This window comes from Frankia sp. AiPa1 (assembly GCF_023243075.1).
Classification (GTDB): Bacteria; Actinomycetota; Actinomycetes; order Frankiales; family Frankiaceae; genus Frankia.
The window spans coordinates 24,912-45,048 of record NZ_JALKFZ020000001.1 but is presented as its reverse complement, the minus strand read 5'-3'; the positions used below and the strand labels follow the sequence as shown (position 1 = coordinate 45,048).

Sequence of the window (20,137 nt, the reverse complement as noted above, 5' to 3'; positions counted from 1 at the left end):
TCGGGCTGGGCTGGCGCAACCCGCGGTGGTGCGGACGAGGAGGCCGCTCGGGGCCCTCCGTCCATCTCCCGCTTGCGGCGCACGATTCCCCCCGAGCTGAGTCGGCCGCCCCGCGGACGCCGGACCGCGCGATCATTGTGCCATGATCCGACGATCTCGCCAGGCGGCTGGTTGGCCACGCGAGCGCACCTGACCGGCCGACCTACTCGCCGGTAGGCAGGGTCCGCACCGGTAGCGGCTGCCCGGGGTCACTGCTCAGTCTGCCTTCGTCCGCCGTGGCGCGCATGCTCCCCAGTGGATATCGATGAATTGTCATAGATCGTTACTCTTGGTGGTCGGGCGGGGGGTCCGTGGTGGCTGTCCGATGTGGGTCGCGGCCGGGGTCGCGCGGGCCCTCGGCGGCACGGTGGCGTGCGGCTGCCTGCAGTCTCGGCGACCTGCCCGCGGTTTCCCCGCCCGTGGCGGTCCGGCCGGCCCGACCAGCCCCTGCTGACCGGCTCCGGCTGTCGCGACCGACCGGGCCGGAACCGACGGTCTGGCCAGCCCTGGCGCCCGGACCTGGCCCGTCGTCCAGAACCGTGCGCAGAGTGCCCGCGTCGTGCGGCGAGCTCCGCTCGTACGGGGCGGGCACGCCGTACGGAGCGGCGGTGTCGTCCGCGGCGATCGCGTCCGGCCCGCCCGTGCGATCCCGATCGCCCGTGCGATCCCGATCGCCCGTCCTGCCCCGACGAGCCGCGTCGAGCGGGCCGGACCTGTCGCCGCGCGGGGCGAGGGAGGCGGTGATCGCGGTGGGAGCCATGGCGGACAGGGCGTCGGACCCGGCCGTGCTCGGGTCCGCGGTGCGGGTGCGCCTGACCAGGTGAACCCTGAGCACGCCGACCCGGACGCAGGCGGCCAGCGTCGCGGCCGCGAACACACATACCGCGACGGCGAAACCCACCAGGACGGTCTCCGGCCACGGCGCCCAGGCCGCCATGTCGGTCCACGCGTCGCCGAGGTCGCCCCCCTTCGGCTCCCAGAAATGCGGGAACACCTGGCGAACCGACAGGAACTGCAAGGTGGCCGCGCCGACGAGGAACACCAGCGGCATGACGCGGGACACCTGACGGCCCAGCGCCGCCGCGCCCATCCCGACCCCGATCGCCAGCGATGCCAGCCCCGCGTAGAGGTAACGGCCGGAGATTCCGCTGACGTGGAACTCGTGGTTGAAGTTCTTCGCCGACTGCAGGGTCATCAGGCCAAACAGGCCCCAGGTGACCCAGAGCAGAAACAGCAGATCGATCCGGGTCCGCCAGTTCCGGGCCCGGATCAGGGCAAGGGCGAACAGGACGATGACGACCGCCGTCCCGGTCCGTACCGGGATCGTGGAAAGGTTCACCTCGAACCAGCCGATCGACCCCCACCAGCGCAGAATCGTGCCGTTGACGAGCACCTCGGTGTAGGCGCCCCAGTCGTTCCCGAGGTACTGACCGAGGGGGAAACCGGGCGTCTCGGGCTGGAACGTGCCCCAGCGCACGACGTTCACCACCCACCACCAGCCGCCCAGGGCCGTCATGACGATCCCGCCGACCACGATCTGGCGCCAGGGCACCCGCAACTGCGCCGCGGATGGTCCGGCCGGCCCCAGGCCGTCGAGACGGAACGGCCGGCTGTCGTCCCCGGCACCTCCGACGTCCCCGTTGGCCTCGGCGTCCCTGCCGGCCCCGATCTCCCTGCCGGCCCTGATATCCCTGTTGACCCCGAGGTCACCGTTCCCCGGGATGCGCGCGGGGTTTCGCGCGGCCAGGACGCGAGCGTCCCGGCGAGCCCGTGACCAGGCCACCACGTAGGCGAGCGCCGCCATCGGTACCAGCACGATCGCCAGCGACTTCGTCATCAGGGCGAGCCCGACAAAGGCCCCGGTGTAGACGGCGGTGCGCAACGAGGTGTCTCCGCGCAGCACGTACACGACCGCCACGGAGGTGAGGCCTCCGGTCAGGACGAGCAGGTTGTCGTTGTTGACGCTGGAACCGATGTGGGTGAGCTGGGGAACCGCCAGCGGTACGAGAGCCGCACAGGTGCCGGCGATCCGGTTGCCGTCGGAGAGCCGATGCGCCCCAGCCCAGGCGAGTAGCGGCAGCGGCGCGACCATCACCACGCTGACCAGCCGCAGGATCCCGATGATCTCATCCCAGCGCAGGTGGGTGCCGCCTCCCGGGATGGCCTCGAGGACCACGGCGTTCACCCAGTAGTACAGGGGCGGGTGCTGGACGATCTGCTGGATGCCGCCTGCGGGCGCGGGGGTGCGTTGCAGGGTCTGCCAGCTCGGCCGGTACTCGCGGGGCTCGGCCTCCTGCGCTGTGAACGGGCCGGCGGTCAGGTCGCGTGGCGCCTCGTCCGAGCCGTACGGCGAGACCATGATCGACCCGACGCCGCCTCGGGTGACCTTGACGTCCTTGGGATGCGGCCAGCCCATGCCCTCAACCAGTCGCATGACGGCGTCGACGTGGTTGGGCTCGTCGGGGGCGTGGTACTGGGGCACCAGGACCGACCAGCTGGCCAGCATCGCCGTGAACAGCAGGGTGATGGCCCAGACTGCGGGCGGCGCCGACCGCACGATGCGCCAGGGCCGGAATCTCGCTCCCACCGGGGGCACTACCGGGGCGGATCCGGGGGTGGCGGTACGGGCCGCCGCGATCGATTCCAGCGAGTCAGCCAAGACTGCACGGTCCCATCGGACGAAGGTGGTGTCATGTTACGGACACCCGTTCCCGGTTGACGGCCGGGGCCTCGTACCTCTGGCCCGCGTCCGGTGGGGTTCCGTCTGTCCGGCGCCGCGGGATGCAGTATCCCGCGGCGCCGACGCCGCCGCGAGCCTGGCACCGTGACCTGCGGTGTCCCCGGTCTAGCGCCAGCCGTCGATGTGGCCGACGATCTTCGCGGGTGAACCGGCCGCCACGGCTTTCGGCGGTACGTCCCGGGTCACCACCGAACCCGCCGCGACCACGGCACTCTCCCCGATGGTGACCCCCTTGAGCACGATCGCGCCGGCGCCGATCCAGGCCCGGTCCTCCAGGATGATCGGGCCGCTCATCGGCTGCTCCACGCCGTCGACGATCATCGGGTGGAAGTCGTTGTCAAGTAGTTGGGTGTCCCAGGACACGTTGCAGTAGGCGCCGATGGACACCCGTTCGCGGACGAGGATCTTGGCGAAGCCGTTGATGTTCGCGTACGGCCCGAGTTCGAGCACGCCGGAGTCGACGACGACCCGCACGCCGCGCTGCAGCGACACGACGCCCTCGCAGCGCAGCCGCCCCTCCGGATGCACCCGGATGATCGACGAGTCCCGCTTCGAGGTCAGACCGAACGGGGCGAGGCCGACCCGCAGCGCGGCTCCGTCGGCGAACTCGATGCGTTCGCGCCCCTCGATGACGGTCGGCGATCCGATCCAGATCGGCTGACGGTGGGCGAGCGGGTAGCGCAGGCCGGCCACGAACGAGCGGGCCGAGGTCTCCCGGGCCGCCCGCAGGGCCCGGACGTGCCGTACGTACTCGCGGAGATCACTTCTGAACGCGCTCACCGGCACAACAGTAGGCGCCGGTGTGGGATGGCCGTTGGCCGGCATTCGGGCGCGATCCCGCCGGCATCCGCGCGGCCGGGAGGCGGTCAGGAGCGGCCCGGCGGGTCGGGCCGGGCGATGTCCGGGGCCGTACCCGCAGCTGGCCGGGAGGTGGGCCGGTGGTCGGCCGGTGGGGCGCGGCATGCCACTCTAGAGCGGCGCTCCGACGGGGGACGGGTCGCGGCGACCACAGCCACGCCGTCGGCGTCCGCCGGTGGGAACCGCGGGTGGAGACCGGTTGTGGGGAAGATGTCGGGCCTCACCGTGATTCCAGGCGGGCGGCCAGCCCACCGGACCCGGCGGGGCGTGTCAGTACAACGGCGGTGCGGACCGCCGAGCCGGCGGCGCTCACCGCCGGGAACGAGGAGCGGGAGCCACACCGACGTGAGTGTCAGCGCCATCCAGATGCCCGACGGTTCGCGCAGCGACGAGCCGATGCGCCTGCAGAACGAGGCTCTCGTCGAGCCCGACGCAGGCATCCCGTACGTCACCATCGTGCTGCCCTGCTACAACGAGCAGGATCATGTCGTCCGCGAGCTGGAGCGCATCGGCGCCGCGATGGACGCCAGCGGCTACGCCTACGAGATCCTGGCGATCGACGACAAGTCCACGGACAACACCCTGGCGGTGCTGCGCGAGGCCGCACCCCGCTTCCCGCGGATGCGGATCATGCCGTTCCGCCGCAACGGCGGGTCGGGCACGGCCCGGCGGATCGGCACCCAGGAGGCCCGGGGGAAGATCGTCGTCTGGACCGACGCGGATATGACCTACCCCAACGAGCGCATCCCCGAGTTCGTCCGCTACCTCGACGACAACCTCGACGTCGACCAGGTCGTCGGCGCCCGGCTCACCGAGGAGGGCACCCACAAGTGGGCCCGGGTGCCGGCGAAGTGGCTGATCCGGATGATCGCGCAGCGGCTGTCCGGCATGAAGATCCCCGACCTGAACTCGGGTCTGCGGGCCTTCCGCCGCGAGGTCTCGCTGCCCTACCTGCGTCTGCTGCCGCCCGGGTTCAGCTGCGTCACGACGATCACGATGTCGTTCCTGTCCAACCAGCACCCGGTCGACTACATCCCGATCGAGTACGCCAAGCGTGCGGGGACCTCGAAGTTCCATCCGTTCAAGGACGCGCGGCGCTACATTCTGCAGGTCCTGCGGATGGTGATGTACTTCGACCCGCTCAAGGTACTCATGCCGCTTGCCCTGTGGATCATGGGGCTGGGCTTCATCAAGCTGATCGTGGACCTGGTCCGCTACGACTTCCACGTCGCCACCTCGACGCTGCTCGCGATCCTGGTCGGCTTTCAGATCGTCGTGCTCGCACTCATCGGTGACCTGGTAGCCAGGTCACGCAGCGGTACCTGAGCGGATGCGGATCGCTCTGGTCGGGCCCACCCATCCGTACAAGGGCGGGATCGCCCAGCACACCACCGAGCTCGCCCACCGGCTGGCCGAGCGCGGCCACGACGTGGTGATCGAATCCTGGTCGGACCAGTACCCGGCACGGCTGTACCCCGGTCAGGCTCGGGTCCGTGAGCCGGAGATGGAGCCGTTCCCCGCCACCCGCTACCCGCTGTCCTGGCGCCGGCCCGACGGCTGGCTGCGGCTCGGCCGGCGGCTGCGCCGCACCGCGGACGCCGTCGTACTGGTCGTCGTCACTCCCGTGCAGGCCCCCGCCTACCTCGCGATCCTCGCCGGGCTGGGCCGGACCGCCCCGGTCCGGTCCGGCATCGGGCGAGCCGCGCCTGACCGGACGGTGCTGGGCCGGCGGGTCCGCGGCGGGGGGACGCCGCGGGTCCTGGCGCTGTGCCACAACGTGTTGCCGCACGAGCGGAGCCGGATCGACGAACCCCTGATCCGCATGGTGCTGCGCCGGGCATCCGCGGTGCTGGTGCACACCCCGGCGCAGGCCGAGCTCGCCGCCAGTCTCACGCCCGTCGCGGTGGTGACGGCCGAGATGGCGCCCCACCTGTGGTCCTCGCCCACCCGCCGCCGTCCACCGTCGCCCTCCAGCGCCGTGCCGCCCTCGAGCGCCGTGCCGCCCTCGAGCGCCGTGCCGCCCTCGAGCGCCGTGCCGGCGCCCGTGGCTGGCACCGAGCCATCCCGTCGGTTGTTGTTCTTCGGACTGGTACGGCCGTACAAGGGCCTGGACGTGCTGCTGCGGGCGCTGGCCGACGGGCCGTCCGACGTGCGGCTCACCGTGGCCGGCGAGTTCTGGGGGGACCTGGCCGCCACACAGCGGCTCGTCGACGAACTCGGTCTCGCCGACCGGGTGGAACTGCGGGCCGAATACATCGACGCCGCCGACGTCCCCGCCCTGTTCGACGCCGCCGACGCGCTGGTTCTGCCCTACCGGGCCGGGACCGCCTCACAGAACGTCGACCTCGCGCGCCTGCACGGGCTGCCGGTGATCGCGACGACGGTGGGAACGCTGGCCTCCTCCGTCCGCGACGGCGTGGACGGCCTGCTGGTGCCGCCGGACGACACCGCGGCACTGGCCGCCGCCCTACACCGCCTCTACGCGCCGGGTGTGCTCGCGGATCTGCGGGCGAAGGTCGCCCCGCCGGATGTGCCGGCCGCCTGGTCGCGGTATCTCGACGTGACCCTCGCCGCGCTCGCCGACGGTGCTGATGGGAAGGTGGACCGGTGAGTCCCGTACGTGACGACGCCCTCGCCTATGTGGGCCACCAGGTCCACGTGATGCGCCGGCGCGAGGTCGGCACGCTGCTGTCGTGGGCCGGTGAGCTGGCCGGGCGCACCCTGCTCGACGTGGCCGGCGGTGACGGCTACTGGGCCGGGCAGGCCGTCCGGCGCGGGGCGCGTGCCGTCTGCCTGGACCTGGCCCGGCACAAGCTGGCGTTCGGCCGGCGCCTGCGCGGCCACCCCGGTCTGGTCGAGGGAGACGCGCTGGCGCTGCCCTTCGGGGACGCCACCTTCGACGTGGTCATGTCCGTGTGCGCGATCGAGCACTTCGACGACGGCCCGGCGGCGCTCGCCGAGATGTCCCGGGTGCTGCGCCCCGGCGGTGACCTGGTGATGTCCGCGGACGCGCTGACCCGCGCGGCGGACTGGCCGGAACTGTTCGAGCGGCACCGCGAGCGCTACCACGTCAAGCATCTCTACCCGGGAGACGTGCTGCGCGGGCTGCTTGCGGACGCGGGACTGGACGTCGTCCGCCAGACGTACATGTTCCGCGGCGAGCGCGCCCAGCGGCTGTACCTGACGCTGTCCGCCAAGGGCGGGCGGGCCGGCTGGAACGCGGCGGCGGTGCTCTCCCCGGCGATCGCGCTGGCGGACCGGCGGACGCCGGACGAGGCGGGCAGTGTGGTGCTCACCCACGCCCGCAAGCGGGGGAGCTGAGGTCGTGGTTGCTTCGCGTTCTGGCCGCTCCGGCAATGGCCCGCGCCGCACTCCGCCGAGCGCGCCACCCGCGGGTGCGGGTTCGGACTCCAAGGCTCGTGGCGGCCACGCACCGCGGACCGGGCCGCCGCCACCCCCGACGTCCCGGCTCGCGCAGCGCTCCCTCGCCGTCCTGCTGACCGTGCTGGTCTTCGGCGTGGTCGTGTTCGGCGCGGGCGCGGCGACCGCCACGTTCGGCGAGCGCTGGTGGGGCTACGTGGTGGGCGGCACGTTCTGCGTGGTGATGGTCATCGGCGCGCTGCGCGGCAGCCGGCACTGACCACCATTCGGTAACCCTCCGTAACCGCCGGCGGCGACGGCGCGCGGCGCGAGTGCGAGGTGGGGGGCCGTCCCGACAGCGCGACGTGCCGGGGGCAGACTGTGAGCCGTGCGTGTGGGCTTTCTGGTCGAGCAGCTGCTCGCCCCCGTGCCGGGGGGTACTGGCCGGTACAGTGCCGAGCTCGCCGCCGCGCTCGCCCGCACGGCCGCCCCGGGGGACGCGGTGGCCGGCTGGTGCGCCGCGCACCGGGACTTCCACACCGCGGCGCTGCCGGGCGTCCTGGGCCCCATGCGGCTGCCCCTGCCCCGGCGGGCGCTGGCCGCGGCGTGGTCGCGTGGGGTGGGTCCGGCGCCGCGCGGTGTCGACGTCCTGCACGCGCCGACGCTGCTGCTCCCACCCGCTGGCGGTACGAACGGCCAGGCGGTCCGGGTGGCCGCCGACTGGCTGCGTGGTGGGCCGGCCAATCAGGAGTGGCAGCTGGCGCGGGGCGGCCCCGGCGGGATGGGTGACCCGAACGAACGAGGCGAGCAGGACGGCAAGGGCGGCCGAGAGAGCCAGCGCGCGCCGGGCGACGGGGGTGCGCCGCGCGGGCGGATCGGCTCCGAATGGACGTGGCGGGGCTCCCTCGCGGATGCCCTCGAGCGAGCCCGCCCACGGCCGAAGCTGGTGGTCACCATCCACGACGCGGTGCCCTGGACCCATCCCGAGACGCTGACCGCGCATGGCGCGCGCTGGCATCGGCAGATGGGCGAGCGGGCGGCCCGACTCGCCGACGCGGTGATCGTCCCGACCCTGGCGGTGGCCGTGGAGGTGGCCCGGCATCTGCCGCTGGACCCGCAGCGGCTGCATGTCATCGGTGAGGGCGTCGCGGACGCGGTCGTCCGGGTGCCGCCGGACGCCGAGGCCCGGGCAGCCCGGCTGGGCCTGCCGCCGCCGGGCCGCTACCTGCTGACCCTGGCCACCCTCGAGCCGCGCAAGGGGCTGGACACGGCGCTGGCCGCGCTGGGGCACCCCGATGATCCAGGCCTGCCACTGGTGCACGTCGGCGCGACCGGGTGGGGCGGGTTGGATGTCCGGGCCGAGGCTGGGCGGATGGGCCTTGGCACTGATCGGGTCCGCACCCTTGGGCGGATCAGTGACGAGGATCTCGCCGTCGTGCTCGCGCGGGCCGGTGTGCTGCTCGCGCCGAGCCGGTCGGAGGGCTTCGGCCTGCCCGTTGTCGAGGCGATGGCGCACGGTGTGCCCGTGGTCGTCTCCGACGCCCCGGCGCTGGTCGAGGTGGCCGGTCAGGCGGCGCTGGTCGTGGGGGTCGGAGACGCCGCAGGCGTAGCGGGGGCGGTGGCCCGCATCATCGGCGATCCGCTGCTGCGGGACCGGCTGTCGGCTGCCGGACGCTCCCGGGCCCAGACGTTTACCTGGAAGGCGGCGGCAGAGTCGACGTGGGCGCTCTACCGTCGAGTCTGCGGTTCACCTGCCGTGTCCGTCGTTGACGACGGGCGGGCGTAGTGTTGCCCCCGTTGAGTAGCAAGCGGTCACCGTGAAGCGAGCAGCCACCCGTGCCAGGGTGGCGCGTCAGGGAAGGAGCGCCGTGGGACCCCGGGTGCTCGTCGACGCGACTTCGGTCCCGGCGGACCGTGGTGGCGTGGGGCGTTATGTCGACGGGCTGGTCGCGGCGCTGGGCGCGGCCGGCGCTGACATGGCGCTCGTCTGCCAACGGTCGGATGAAGAACGGTACAGCCGGATGGCACCACACGCCACCGTTCTGTCCGGGCCGGCCGCCATCGCCCATCGGCCGGCGCGGCTGGCGTGGGAACAGACCGGCCTGCCGTTGGTGGCGGAACAGGTCAATGCCGCCGTCATCCACTCGCCGCACTACACCATGCCGCTGCGGGCGCAGCAGCCCGTCTGCGTGACCATCCACGACGTCACGTTCTTCACCGAGCCGGATATGCACACGGCCGTGAAGGGCACGTTCTTCCGCTCGGCGATGCGTACCGCCGTGCGTCGCGCGGCGCGCATCATCGTGCCGTCCAAGGCCACCCGCGACGAGCTCGTCCGCGTGCTCGATGCCGAGTCCACGACCACCGACGTCGCGTACCACGGCGTCGACACCTCGACTTTCCACCCGCCGACGGAGGAGGACCGGGTGCGCGTGCGCCGCCGGCTCGGCCTCGGGGACTCCCGTTATGTGGCGTTCCTCGGCATGCTCGAGCCGCGCAAGAACGTGCCGAGCCTCATCCGCGGCTGGGCCGAGGCGGTGCACTGGCGCGACGAGCCTCCCGTGCTGGTGCTGGCCGGCGGTTCCGGCTGGGACGACGACGTGGACGCCGCGGTGGCCTCCGTGCCGAGCCACCTGCGGGTGATCCGGCCAGGCTATCTGCGCTTCTCCGACCTGCCCGGGTATCTCGGCGGGGCGACGCTCGTGGCGTACCCGTCGCACGGCGAGGGGTTCGGTCTGCCGGTACTCGAGGCCATGGCCTGCGGCGCGCCGGTGCTCACCACACCGCGGCTGTCCCTGCCGGAGGTCGGCGGTGACGCCGTCGCCTACACCCAGCCGGACGCGGACTCCATCGGCCGGGAGATGGGCAACCTGCTCGACGACGCCGAACGGCGGGACGCCCTCGGCCGGGCCGGCCTTGACCGGGCCCGGGAGTTCACCTGGGCGGCCAGCGCCGAGGCGCACCTGGCCAGCTACGCCCGGGCGGTCGCCGAGCGCTGAGCCGGGTCGATGCGCCGACGGCCACCCCGGGGCGCAGAGGGTCGCAAAGGCCGCGCTACGGTCTTCGTGGCGTACCCGCCCGGCGTCCCGGCCGTAGGCGGCGCCGTCGGGCCACGCGCGGGGTCGCGTCTGAGTCGCCCGAGGCGGGGGCGCCGGTCACGGTGGGGTCGGCGAGACGGGCGGGCGTGGACATGGATGTGGGGCCGGAGATCCGGATCGTGGTCGTGACCTATCAGTCCGGGGAGATCATCGGGGCCTTCCTCGACTCGCTGGAGAAGGCCACCGGCCGGTCCTACGAGGTCGTCATCGTCGACAACTCACCGCACCTGGACGCGGGTACTCGCGCCGTCCAGACCAGGCCGCGGGTGAGCCTCGTGCGGCCCGGGCGAAACCTCGGCTACGGCAGCGCGATCAACCGGGGGGCCAGCGGCGCGGGCGGGCCATGGCTGGTCTTCGCCAACGCCGACATCGCGTTCGCCCCGGGCGCGCTGGATGACCTGATCGCCGCCGCCGGGCGCTGGCCCCGCGGCGGCGCGTTCGGCCCCGGCATCACCAACCCCGACGGTGCGCTCTACCCGTCCGCCCGGGACCTGCCCTCCCTGGGCCGCGGCATCGGCCACGCGCTGCTCGGCTGGTGCTGGCCGACGAACCCGTGGACCGCCTCCTACCGCCGGGAGCGGGGGGCGCCGCGCGAGATGGCGGCCGGCTGGCTGTCCGGTTCCTGCCAGCTGCTGCGCCGCGAGGCGTTCGACGCGGTCGGCGGCTTCGACGAGTCTTACTTCATGTTCATGGAGGACGTCGATCTGGGGCAGCGCCTCGGACAGTCGTCCTGGCAGTCGGTGTACGTGCCGTCCGCGGTGGTGGAGCACCTCGGCGGGCACTCGACGAAACGGTCGTCCCGGCGGATGGTGCTCGCCCACCATCGCAGCATGTTCCGCTACCTGTCCCGGCAGTACCCGGGACCGGCGAAGGCTCCGCTGCGGCTCCTGCTCGGCGTGGGGCTGGGTGCCCGGCTCCTGCTGGTCCTGGCCTTCGCCAAGGACAGCGCGGGGGCCCGGGCGACGCGCTCCGCCCGCCTGCTCCCGGCCCGCGGCACCGCCGCCGAGGACTGATCGCGGTCCCGCGGACCCCGGTCCGGACCGGGCCGCGGCTCCATCGCGGGACGATGCGGACCGTGTGGGCTTCGTCGCATTTCGCGCCGCGGGTGGGAGGGATCCTGGCGGAGCGTGTCGTACTGGTGCCGACCGCCGCGCTCGAGAGAGGTCAGGTGCCCGCATAACGTGTCGGACTGATGACGTTGTGTTTGGGCGAGGGTTCGCCCTTCTAGCTCCCTCGAAGAGCTACCCCGTGTTCTGCGACACTGCGCTGCATGGACGCAGTGATGCTTGTCGGCGGTCAGGGGACCCGTCTACGCCCTCTCACCATGTCGGCGCCCAAGCCGATGCTGCCGGTCGCGGGGGTGCCGGTCACCGCGCACATGCTGGCCCGGGCGCGTGACGCCGGGATCGACCGGGTGGTGCTCGCCACCTCCTATCGCGCCGAGGTCTTCGAGGAGTACTTCGGCGACGGCAGCGCACACGGGCTGGAGCTCGAGTACGTCACCGAAACGGAGCCACTGGGGACCGGCGGCGCCATCCGCAACGTCGCCGGGCGGCTGCGCAGCGGCCCCGACGAGCCTGTCGTGATCTTCAACGGGGACATCCTGTCCGGCCTGGACATCGCGGCGCTGGTCCGTCGGCACACTGACACCGATGCCGCCGTCACCCTGCATCTGACCCAGGTCGTCGACCCCCGGGCCTTCGGTGTCGTTCCGACCGATGGCGCCGGCCGGGTCACCGCGTTCCTCGAGAAGACGCCCGACCCGCCCACCAATCTGATCAACGCGGGCTGCTACGTCTTCCGTCGCTCGGTGATCGACACGATCCCGGCGGGTCGGCCCGTCTCGGTCGAGCGGGAGTCCTTCCCCGGGATGCTCGCCGCCGGCACCCCGGTCTTCGGCTACCCGGACAGCACCTACTGGCTCGACCTCGGTACTCCGGGCGCCTTCGTCCAGGGTAGCCGCGACCTGGTGACCGGGCGGATCGCCTCCTCTGCCCTGCCCGGCCCGGTCGGGGACTGCCTGGTCCTGGCCGGCGCCGTCGTCGCCACCGACGCCAAGATCGGTGGGGGAGCCACCGTCGGCGCGGGCGCCCGGGTGGGAACCGGCGCCGCCGTCGACGGCGCCGTGCTGTTCGACGGCGCCGTCATCGAGGCGGGTGCCTCGGTGCGGGACAGTGTCATCGGCCGGGGCGCCGTCATCGGGCCTGGCGTCGTCCTTGACGGTGTCGTCGTCGGCGACGGTGCTGTTCTGGAGGCGGGTAACGAGCTGCGCGCGGGAGCCCGGGTGTTCCCGGGTGCCCGGTTGGCGGCCGGGGCCGTCCGCTTCAGCTCGGACCGCACCTGACCCGCCGGGTGTCTGGCTCGGTACGGTCGGAGCGCTGCGCCGGGCCGGATGTTCCGGATCGCACGGGATCGGAGTTCGCGGCGGATCGGGCGGTGCCCCGGTAGGTCCGCGGACGACACTGGTACCCGTGCCGGACAACGCCTCGGAGGGTCTCACCACCATCACCGTGCGCACCCTCGCGGTCCTGCGGGTGCTGTGGGGTGTCACCGCGGCACTGCATCTGGTGGTGTGGTGGTCCTGGTATGAGCGGCATCTGGCCGCGTTCGCCGGGATGCTGATGGTCCTGGCCTGGGCTTTCGCCTATCTCGCCGTGAGTCTGCTCCGTGGGCTTGGCCCCGCGCTCGTGGTCGCGAACGTGGCGGTCGGGGTCGCGGCGGCGCTGCTCGCCGGGGCTCTGCTGCCGCCGGCACTGGTCGGCGGACTCGGTACCGGCGTGTTCCTGGCCTGCTCGCATGCCGCCATCACCGCGGGCTCCTGCGCGGGTCGCCGCGTCTTCGGTGCGAGCCTCGCCGCTCTTGCCGCCGCGCTCGTCGTCGGTGCCGTCCTCGCGGGCCAGGTCGCCGCGGCGTTCGGCGGCACCACCGCCGGCGACCCGCCGACGGTGGTGCGGGCCGCCGCGGACCCTGGTGACGGGCCGCGCCGGGTCGCCGTCGCGATCCTGCTGCTCGTCTCCATGTCCCTGCTGGTACGGATGGCCGTGCGGCACCTCGGCGTGATCACTGCCGAGGCCGACGGCTGGCTGCGGGCCGCCGCCGACCAGCACCGGACCGAGCGGATCGCCGCCGCCCGCGCGCAGGCGGAGCGGGAACGGGAGCGGGTCGTGCACGACACGGTCCTCAACACCCTCGCCGGCATCGCCTGGGGAGCCGGCGACGACCGCGCGTTCACCCGGGCGCAGTCAGCCGAGGCGATCCTTGCGGTCGGGGGCCTGTTCGACGGGCCCGCCCGGGCCACGGAGGATCTCGACACCCGGCTCACGGCCGTCGTGGCGAGCGCCGGCCTACGCGGCCTGGACGTCACCCTGGACGGCCAGTGCGGTCGGGTGCCAGGTCACGTCGCGCACGTGCTGGTCGCGGTGGTGGGTGAGCTGCTGACCAATGTGCGCCGCCACGCGGGCACCGGGCAAGCCTGGGTCACGGTGCACCGCGCGCAGGGTGTGGTGAGTGTGCTGGTCCGGGACTTGGGGCGTGGCTTCGACCCGTCGGCGGTGCCGGCCGACCGGTTTGGGCTGAGCCGCTCCGTGCGGGCGCGGGTGGTGGAGATCGGCGGCCGGGTGCAGGTGGACTCGGCCCCCGGGCGCGGCACCCGGGTGCTGGTCACCTGCTCCGGCCTCGCCCCGGCGCAACCAGCCGGGTCCGGCCGGCGACGCGAAAACCCCGGTACAGCGGTCGCCACCGGCCCTCGTGCCGTGGGCCGCGAGGCGACCGGCTCCCGGGTCACGTCCACCGAGGCGCTGCGCGCAGCGTACGCGGCGGGATTACGACGGGCGGCTGTGCGGGCACTCGCCGTCTGGTATCCGTGCACCGGGCTGGTGGCGCTGGCCGCTCCGGGCAGGGGGGTCGGGCTAGGTGGATGGGTGCTGCTCGGGGCTGGTGTCCTGGTGGTCGCCCGGCGGGTCCGGCACCGCCCGGCGACCCGGACGGAGGCCCTGGGCCTCACGGCGCTCACGCTGGCAGTGATCGTCGGGACGGCCGCGTTCGGCACCGATGGCCATTTCAGCGCGGGCCGGCTCGCGATCTGGGCCGTGCTGCCCCTGCCGCTGATCCTCATGCTGGTCACCGTCTGCCGCCCGCGGGGCGAATGGCTCCTCGCACTTCTCGCCTCCGATGCGACCCTCGTCGTCCTCGCGTTCGCGCCGGGAGTACCCGGGCCGATCGCGGCGACCCAGCTCATCTCCGAGCTGGCGGCCACGGTGGCGCTGCAGGTCATGGGCGCGATGGGCGGCCCGGTGCTGCGCCGGTCGGCGCAGGCCGCCGCCCAGGCCTTCGACGCCGAGGCCCATGCGGCGGCGGCCCGTGAGGCACAGCTGCTCATCCGGACCGACCGGAAACGCACTCTCGCCATGATCGACCGAGACGTCCTGCCGATGCTCGCCGCGGTGCGCGACGGGCAGGTTGATCCGCGCGACCGGACCGTGCGGGACCGCTGCCGATACTGTGCCACGAGGATTCGGCGCACCCTGGCCACCAGCCAGGCCGGGGCGCTCGGCGATCTGGTCGTCGCTGTGTACGAGGCGGAGGAACGCGGGCTGCGGGTCGAGATCCAGGCGGCCGGAGAACTGCGACTCGCGCCGGCGGCCGTGCCCATCGAGCTGGCCCGGATGCTGCCGCGGGCGCTGCGGGCGGCACCGCGTGGCGAGGCGCTGCTGACCTTCCTGTGCTCGGCCACCGGCGCGGGGAGCCTCACCCTGACGATGGCGGGCACGCAGATCCCGCCCGGCTGGACGGGATTCGGCCGGCCCGGACCGGTGGGCGTGCATTCCGACCAGGACGACGGCCGGCTCGCGCTGGAATTCCACTGGGCCGACCGTGCCCCCGAGGCCTCGGTCGACGCCTGCGGTGACGCCCTGGGCAGGCCGGTGCCGGTCGACGGGCGGTCGCGCGGGAGGCCGAGCGGACCGCCGAGCGGTGCACCGGAGGGTCGCCGGGTGGCGCCAGACGTGGTCCAGGTGTCGTCCGCGGCGTCTGCCGGTTCGCCGAACACGGACACCGGCCGGTGAATGCGGCGATTTCCGGCTGGTGACGGGGACAATCGGGCCCATGAGGTTCAGCGTGGAACGCGACGTGTTCGCCGACGCGACCGGCTGGGCCGCCCGGCACCTGCCCAGTCGTCCGGGTCTGGCCCCGAACGCCCTCGCCGGCCTGTTGCTTGAGGCCACCGGGCCCACCGAGGGTGCCGGGGCCGTGCCCGGCCTGCGGGTCTGTGCCTTCGACGCCGAGGTCGCGGTGCGGGCGCAGGCCGAGGCCAATGTGGCCGAGCCGGGCCGGCTGCTCGTGCCCGGGCGGCTGCTCGCCGACATCGTCCGCAGCCTGCCCGCCGCGACCATCGATGTCGCGGTCGAGGGCGACCGGCTCGTGCTGCGCTGCGGCAGCGTTCGCTTCACCGTTCCGCTGATGGACGTGGTCGACTATCCCGAGCTGCCGCGTTTTCCCGCGACGATCGGCGAGGTCGACACGCTCGGGTTCGCCGCCGCGGTCGGCCAGGTCGCGCCGGCGGCCGCGCGGGATGAGACCGTGCCGGTGCTCACCGCGATCCGGCTGGAGATCTCCGGGCGGGGGCTGACGCTCGCGGCCACCGATCGCTACCGGTTGGCGGTGCGGGGGATCAGCTGGCAACCGACTGTCGAGGACCCATGCGCGCTGGCCCACGTTTCGGCGCGGGTGCTTGCCGAGGTCGCCCGAACCCCCACCCCGGCGTCCCGGATCGTCGTCGGTCTCGACGTGTCCGACCCGGCCGGCGCCCGGCTGGGTCTTGCCGCCGCCGGCCGGCAGACGATCGTCAGCCTCATCGAGGGCGCATTCCCGAACTACCGCAAACTGCTGCCCGACTCGGCCGCGTACACGGTCACCGCGCCGACCGCGACGCTGGCCGCCGCGGTGCGCCGGGTGGCCGTCGTCGCCACCCGTACCGCCCCGCTGCGTTTCACCGTCGCCCACGATCAGATCATCGCCGAGGCCGGCGACGGCACCGGCGCCCAGGGCCGCGAGACGATCCCGGTCGAGTACTCCGGGCCCGAGCTGTCCGTTCTGTTCAACCCGACCTACCTGCTGGACGGGCTCGGCGCGGTCGAGGATGACGAGGCCACCGTCGGCTTCGTCGACGCTGACCCGGCGCAGGCCTCCGCCCGTCCCGCCGTCCTCACCGGCAAGCTCCCCGGCAGACAGGACAGCCAACCCGGTGCGGACGGCGCCTTCCGCTATCTGCTCATGCCGATCCGCACCGACCCGGCACCCCCCGTACCGTGACACCCTGACCAGCCGGCCCGCGCGCCACGCGTACGTGCCGGCCGGTCGGGTGGCCCGACCGAGGAACCTGCCTGGTCAGGGAGTTGGCGTGGGGGTGCTCGGGGGGGCCGTCATGGTGCCGGCGCCGGACGTCGCGGAGCTTGCGGCGCCGGCCAGCGGGCCGTCCGCGGAGACGTTCAGCGTGCCGCCGGCCGCGCGGGACTCCGGGGCGGTGGGCGAGTCCCAGGTCGCGCCCGACGGGTCGGGGTTGGCATGCTTGCCGACGAACTGCTTGATGACGTCCGCGGACACGGTGGTGCACCGCTGGGTGCGGTCCCAGGCCGTCAGGACGAAGTGTTTGCCGTCCGGGAAGGTGCTGCGCGTCCAGGGCACGCCGATGAACCGTGGCCCGGCGTCACCCGCGAGCGAGCGAAGCTTCTCCACCTGGGCCGCGGGCAGGCTCTTGTCGTACCAGGCGACGATGAAGCCGTGCTCCAGGTTGTGCACGGCCCGCTCGATCGGGATGCCGGAGGCCGGGTTGTAGAACGGGATCCCGTCGGGAAGCGGATCGGGGTTGTGACTGCCCGAGGAGGGCGGCGACGCCTTGTAGTTCACCGTGGTGGCGACATGCGTCGAGCCCTGGGACGCGTCGTTCACCGTGCCGGTGCACCCGGCCGCGCGCGCCGCCGACGAGGCGCCCTCAACGTAACCCACCTCGTGGGTCCTGCTCTTCGCGTTCGCGTCGGTGATCGAGTAGATCACGATGCTGACCAGCAGCGCGACCACGACGAGTCCCGAGGTGCCATAGATGAGCAGCGCTCGGCGGCGGGCCTTGAGCTTCTGCTCGCGGCGCAGCTGGTCGAGTCGGGCTTTGCTTGCGGCGCTCTTCTTCCCCACGATCGCTGATCCTACGAAGTGTCGAACGGCTCTTCACCGCCAGGATGCGTGCGACTCGCCGGTCGACACCCGGAACGCCCACTCCGGCTGCTCACCGCACCATCAATACCCACACCTTCCCTTCCATACCCCCCAAACAACCCACACCCCCTCTCCCGTCGCCCCCTCTCCCGTCGCCCCCGGGCCATGATCCGATTGCGTCGAACGTGTGGAGAGGATTTCGGCTCGGTTTTCTTCTTGGCCTTCGGCGGGATGGCGATCATGCCGACTCCGTGGGTCTGTCGGCGGGGCGGCTGGGGGGCGTCTGGATCGTGGAGGGGGGCGGCGAGTGAATCGGGGGTGGGGGAGAGAGGCGGGGGGCGAGGGACGTTGGGGTCCGTGGTCAATGGGGTGTCAGCGGTGGAGGATGAACTGGTCGGGGGAGCGGGGTGGGCGGGCAGGCGCGGGGGCGGCGGGATGGCCGACGCCGACAGTGCCCATGGGAATCCACGCGGTGGGGAGATCGAGAACGCGGATGACCGCCTCGGCGCAGAACAGCGTCGAGGACACCCAGCAGGATCCGAGCCCCTCGGTGGCGAGGGCGACGAGAAGGTTCTGCACCCCGGCACCGACCGCGACGGTGAACATGCGCTCCTCGGCCCGGGCCCGCCGCGCGTCGGGGTAGGCGTGCGCGCCGTCCAGGACCATGACCGGGACGATCAGCAGGGGCGCGCGGCGCAGGACGTCGCCGCGGCGTAGGCGCCGTGCGATCGACGCGTCGTCGAACCCGTCGCCGCGCAGGTCACCGGTCCAGGCCTCGGCCATCGCGTCGAGCAGCTCGTCGCGGCGGTGGGCGACCAGGACGAACCGCCAGGGTGTGGTGTGGTGCGGTGCGGGGGCGGTGAGCGCCGCCGAGACAGCCCGCTCGACCGCCGCCGGGTCGACCGGGTCGGCGGTGAACTCCCGTACGGTGCGCCGCTCGGACAGGGCGGCGCGGCGGGCCTCCAGGCTGCCAAGGCGGAACATGTCCTCGTCGCTTGGGCGGACCAGGGCCCGGGCGCCCGCGTCGCCGCCCTCACGCCCACCTCCACCCCGACCGCCACCGTCGCCGGGCGTGCCGCTGCCTGCGCCGCCGGCCGGAATGCGGCTGTAGCCGCGGACGACCGCCACCGGGGTGGCGCCGAGCTTGCCCTTGACCAGGTCTGCGGCGCCGGCGAGCTCGTCAGCCTCGGCGACCTCGGTCATGCCCAGCTCGTTGCCGTAATCGTCCACGTCGCCGATGTGGCTGCGCAGGGCGGCCATGCCGGCGACACCGATGGCCAGGTCGGTCAGGCCACGGCGCCAGGGGCGCCCGGCGGTGTCGGTGATGACCACGGCGACGTCCACGCCGAGGTGCCGGGCGATGTCGGCGCGCAGCCGCTCGGCGCTGGCGTCCGGGTCGAGGGGGAGCAGAACCAGCCAGTCCCCGGAGACGTTCGACGCGTCGACGCCGGCGCTTGCCAGGACGAGGCCGTGTCGGGTTTCGACGATCCGGGTCGGCCCGCGGCGGGCCACCTCGCGTACCGTCTCGGCGTCGATCGCGGCCTGCCGGGCGGCCTCCCGGTCGACACCCGCGGGCACCAACCGCCCTTCCGCCTTGGAGACGATCTTGGACGTGACGACGAGAACGTCCCCGTCGAGCAGGGGACGGTCGCCCGCGACGACCTGGTTGGCCAGCAGGCCGGCCAGGTCGTCACCGGGACGGATCTCGCCCAGGCCAGCCAGCCCGAAGATCTCCAGCGTCGCGCTCGGCGGCCCGCCACGTGCCCCGGCCGCCGCAGAGCCGGTACTGCTCGGCCCAGGCCCATCGCAGCTGGTCGGGTCGGGGTCGGTCGGGTCAGACACCGGCGAGTTCCAGGGCCGCGCGGACGATCGCGGTCGTCTCCGCCAGGTCCGTCATCAGCAGCGGGCGGGCGGCGACGGCGGCCCCGGGGACGATGGTCGCGGCATCGACCGGGTCGACCAGCCAGCCGTCGAGCAAGCCCGTCGCCGCGCCGCCGGTCCGGCCTCGGCCGCCGTAGTGCTGGCCGACCGCCTGGGCGGAGGTCTCGACGCCGATCGCGGTCAGGCACGCGTCGGCCATGCCGCGTACCGCGGCCCCGCCGATGATCGGAGAGACACCGACCACGGGTGCCGACGTCTTCGCCACCGCCTCCCGGATGCCGGGGACGGCGAGGATCGTGCCGATCGACACCACCGGGTTCGACGGTGGGAGCAGCACGACGTCGGCGTCAGCGAGCGCGTCGAGCACCCCGGGGGCGGGCGTTGCCTTCTCGGCACCGAGCGGGACGATCGACGTCGCCGGGGTGGCGGCGCGCAGCCGCAGCCACCATTCCTGGAAGTGGATCGCTCGCTGACCCTGCTCGTCGGAGATGATGACGTGGGTCTCGACCCGCTGGTCGCTCATCGGCAGCAGGCGCACGCCCGGAGCCCAGCGGACGCACAGGGCGGCGACGACATCGGAGAGCGGATGGCCTGCGTCCAGCATCTGGGTGCGGACCAGATGGGTGGCCAGGTCGCGATCACCGAGTCCGAACCACGCGGGGCCGACACCGTAGGCAGCGAGCTCCTCGGCGACGACGAAGGTCTCGGCCTCCCGGCCCCAGCCTCGTTCGGCGGAGATACCACCGCCAAGGGTGTACATCACCGTGTCGAGGTCGGGGCAGATGCGCAGTCCGTGCAGGGTGATGTCGTCACCGGTGTTGCCGATCACCGTGATGTCGGCGTCGGGCAGGGCGGCGCGTACGCCGCGCAGGAAGCGGGATCCGCCGATCCCGCCGGCCAGGGCTGTCACCTTCACAACCGGTGATCCTGGCACCGCGGGAGAGCCGGTGAGCCA

The 20,137-nt window shown here is 73.2% G+C and carries 15 protein-coding genes; 10 read left to right on the top strand and 5 right to left on the bottom strand.

The genetic code is table 11. The features are described from left to right. Positions 1-322 precede the first annotated feature (322 nt). Entirely contained in the window at positions 323-2,626 is a 2,304-nt protein-coding gene (locus MXD95_RS00165) for a DUF2142 domain-containing protein (RefSeq protein ID WP_250638424.1), read from the bottom strand. Between the two features lie 258 nt (positions 2,627-2,884). After that, entirely contained in the window at positions 2,885-3,559 is a 675-nt protein-coding gene (locus tag MXD95_RS00160; RefSeq protein ID WP_250638423.1) for an acyltransferase, read from the bottom strand. Positions 3,560-4,033: 474 nt separating this feature from the next. Between MXD95_RS00160 and MXD95_RS00155 the strand changes: the two genes are divergently transcribed. The 10 genes from MXD95_RS00155 to dnaN all read left to right on the top strand — a co-directional run bounded on the left by MXD95_RS00155 (position 4,034) and on the right by dnaN (position 16,404). Beyond that, entirely contained in the window at positions 4,034-4,963 is a 930-nt protein-coding gene (locus MXD95_RS00155; RefSeq protein WP_250638613.1) for a glycosyltransferase family 2 protein, read from the top strand. A gap of 4 nt (positions 4,964-4,967) precedes the next feature. Further along, positions 4,968-6,248: a glycosyltransferase gene (locus MXD95_RS00150; RefSeq protein WP_250638422.1), complete on the top strand. Its 1,281-nt coding sequence runs from the start codon at positions 4,968-4,970 to the stop codon at positions 6,246-6,248. Then, on the top strand, positions 6,245-6,958 hold the full coding sequence (locus tag MXD95_RS00145; RefSeq protein WP_250638421.1) for a class I SAM-dependent methyltransferase: 714 nt from the start codon (positions 6,245-6,247) through the stop codon (positions 6,956-6,958). The genes MXD95_RS00150 and MXD95_RS00145 overlap by 4 nt, the downstream gene beginning before the upstream one ends. A 4-nt stretch (positions 6,959-6,962) precedes the next feature. Then, positions 6,963-7,277 (top strand): hypothetical protein, encoded by a 315-nt coding sequence (locus tag MXD95_RS00140; RefSeq protein WP_250638420.1) that lies wholly within the window; start codon positions 6,963-6,965, stop codon positions 7,275-7,277. A 108-nt stretch (positions 7,278-7,385) separates the two neighbouring features. Continuing rightward, the gene (locus tag MXD95_RS00135) at positions 7,386-8,783 is read left to right on the top strand and encodes a glycosyltransferase family 4 protein (protein ID WP_250638419.1); all 1,398 of its coding nucleotides are present in this window, start codon (positions 7,386-7,388) and stop codon (positions 8,781-8,783) included. Between the two features lie 82 nt (positions 8,784-8,865). Beyond that, positions 8,866-9,996 carry a glycosyltransferase family 4 protein gene (locus tag MXD95_RS00130; protein WP_250638418.1) on the top strand — a complete coding sequence of 377 codons (1,131 nt, stop codon included), beginning with the start codon at positions 8,866-8,868 and terminating at the stop codon, positions 9,994-9,996. Between the two features lie 191 nt (positions 9,997-10,187). Continuing rightward, complete coding sequence (locus MXD95_RS00125) at positions 10,188-11,108, top strand: glycosyltransferase family 2 protein (RefSeq protein WP_250638612.1); 921 nt, start codon at positions 10,188-10,190, stop codon at positions 11,106-11,108. Between the two features lie 257 nt (positions 11,109-11,365). After that, on the top strand, positions 11,366-12,439 hold the full coding sequence (manB, locus tag MXD95_RS00120) for a mannose-1-phosphate guanylyltransferase (protein WP_250638417.1): 1,074 nt from the start codon (positions 11,366-11,368) through the stop codon (positions 12,437-12,439). A 127-nt stretch (positions 12,440-12,566) separates the two neighbouring features. Next, a complete protein-coding gene (locus MXD95_RS00115; protein ID WP_250638416.1) occupies positions 12,567-15,158 on the top strand; it encodes a sensor histidine kinase in 2,592 nt (863 codons plus the stop codon). Positions 15,159-15,198: 40 nt separating this feature from the next. Continuing rightward, positions 15,199-16,404, top strand: a complete 1,206-nt coding sequence (dnaN, locus tag MXD95_RS00110) for a DNA polymerase III subunit beta (RefSeq protein WP_250638415.1) — start codon at positions 15,199-15,201, stop codon at positions 16,402-16,404. 75 nt (positions 16,405-16,479) lie between these two features. Here the strand turns inward: dnaN and MXD95_RS00105 are convergent, their stop codons facing one another. From MXD95_RS00105 to cofD, 3 genes are all read right to left on the bottom strand, one after another. After that, positions 16,480-17,280, bottom strand: coding sequence for a thioredoxin-like domain-containing protein (locus tag MXD95_RS00105; RefSeq protein WP_250638414.1), 801 nt, complete (start codon positions 17,278-17,280; stop codon positions 16,480-16,482). Between the two features lie 393 nt (positions 17,281-17,673). After that, positions 17,674-19,143: a coenzyme F420-0:L-glutamate ligase gene (locus MXD95_RS00100; RefSeq protein ID WP_374121921.1), complete on the bottom strand. Its 1,470-nt coding sequence runs from the start codon at positions 19,141-19,143 to the stop codon at positions 17,674-17,676. Continuing rightward, on the bottom strand, positions 19,136-20,098 hold the full coding sequence (gene cofD / locus MXD95_RS00095; RefSeq protein ID WP_250638413.1) for a 2-phospho-L-lactate transferase: 963 nt from the start codon (positions 20,096-20,098) through the stop codon (positions 19,136-19,138). The genes MXD95_RS00100 and cofD overlap by 8 nt, the downstream gene beginning before the upstream one ends. Positions 20,099-20,137: the final 39 nt, after the last annotated feature.

Bases quoted from the DNA above. Each gene is read 5' to 3' on its own strand.
- manB (WP_250638417.1), top strand. From the start codon at position 11,366: ATGGACGCAGTGATGCTTGTCGGCGGTCAGGGGACCCGTCTACGCCCT.
- dnaN (WP_250638415.1), top strand. From the start codon at position 15,199: ATGAGGTTCAGCGTGGAACGCGACGTGTTCGCCGACGCGACCGGCTGG.
- MXD95_RS00150 (WP_250638422.1), top strand. From the start codon at position 4,968: ATGCGGATCGCTCTGGTCGGGCCCACCCATCCGTACAAGGGCGGGATC.
- MXD95_RS00125 (WP_250638612.1), top strand. From the start codon at position 10,188: ATGGATGTGGGGCCGGAGATCCGGATCGTGGTCGTGACCTATCAGTCC.
- MXD95_RS00155 (WP_250638613.1), top strand. From the start codon at position 4,034: ATGCGCCTGCAGAACGAGGCTCTCGTCGAGCCCGACGCAGGCATCCCG.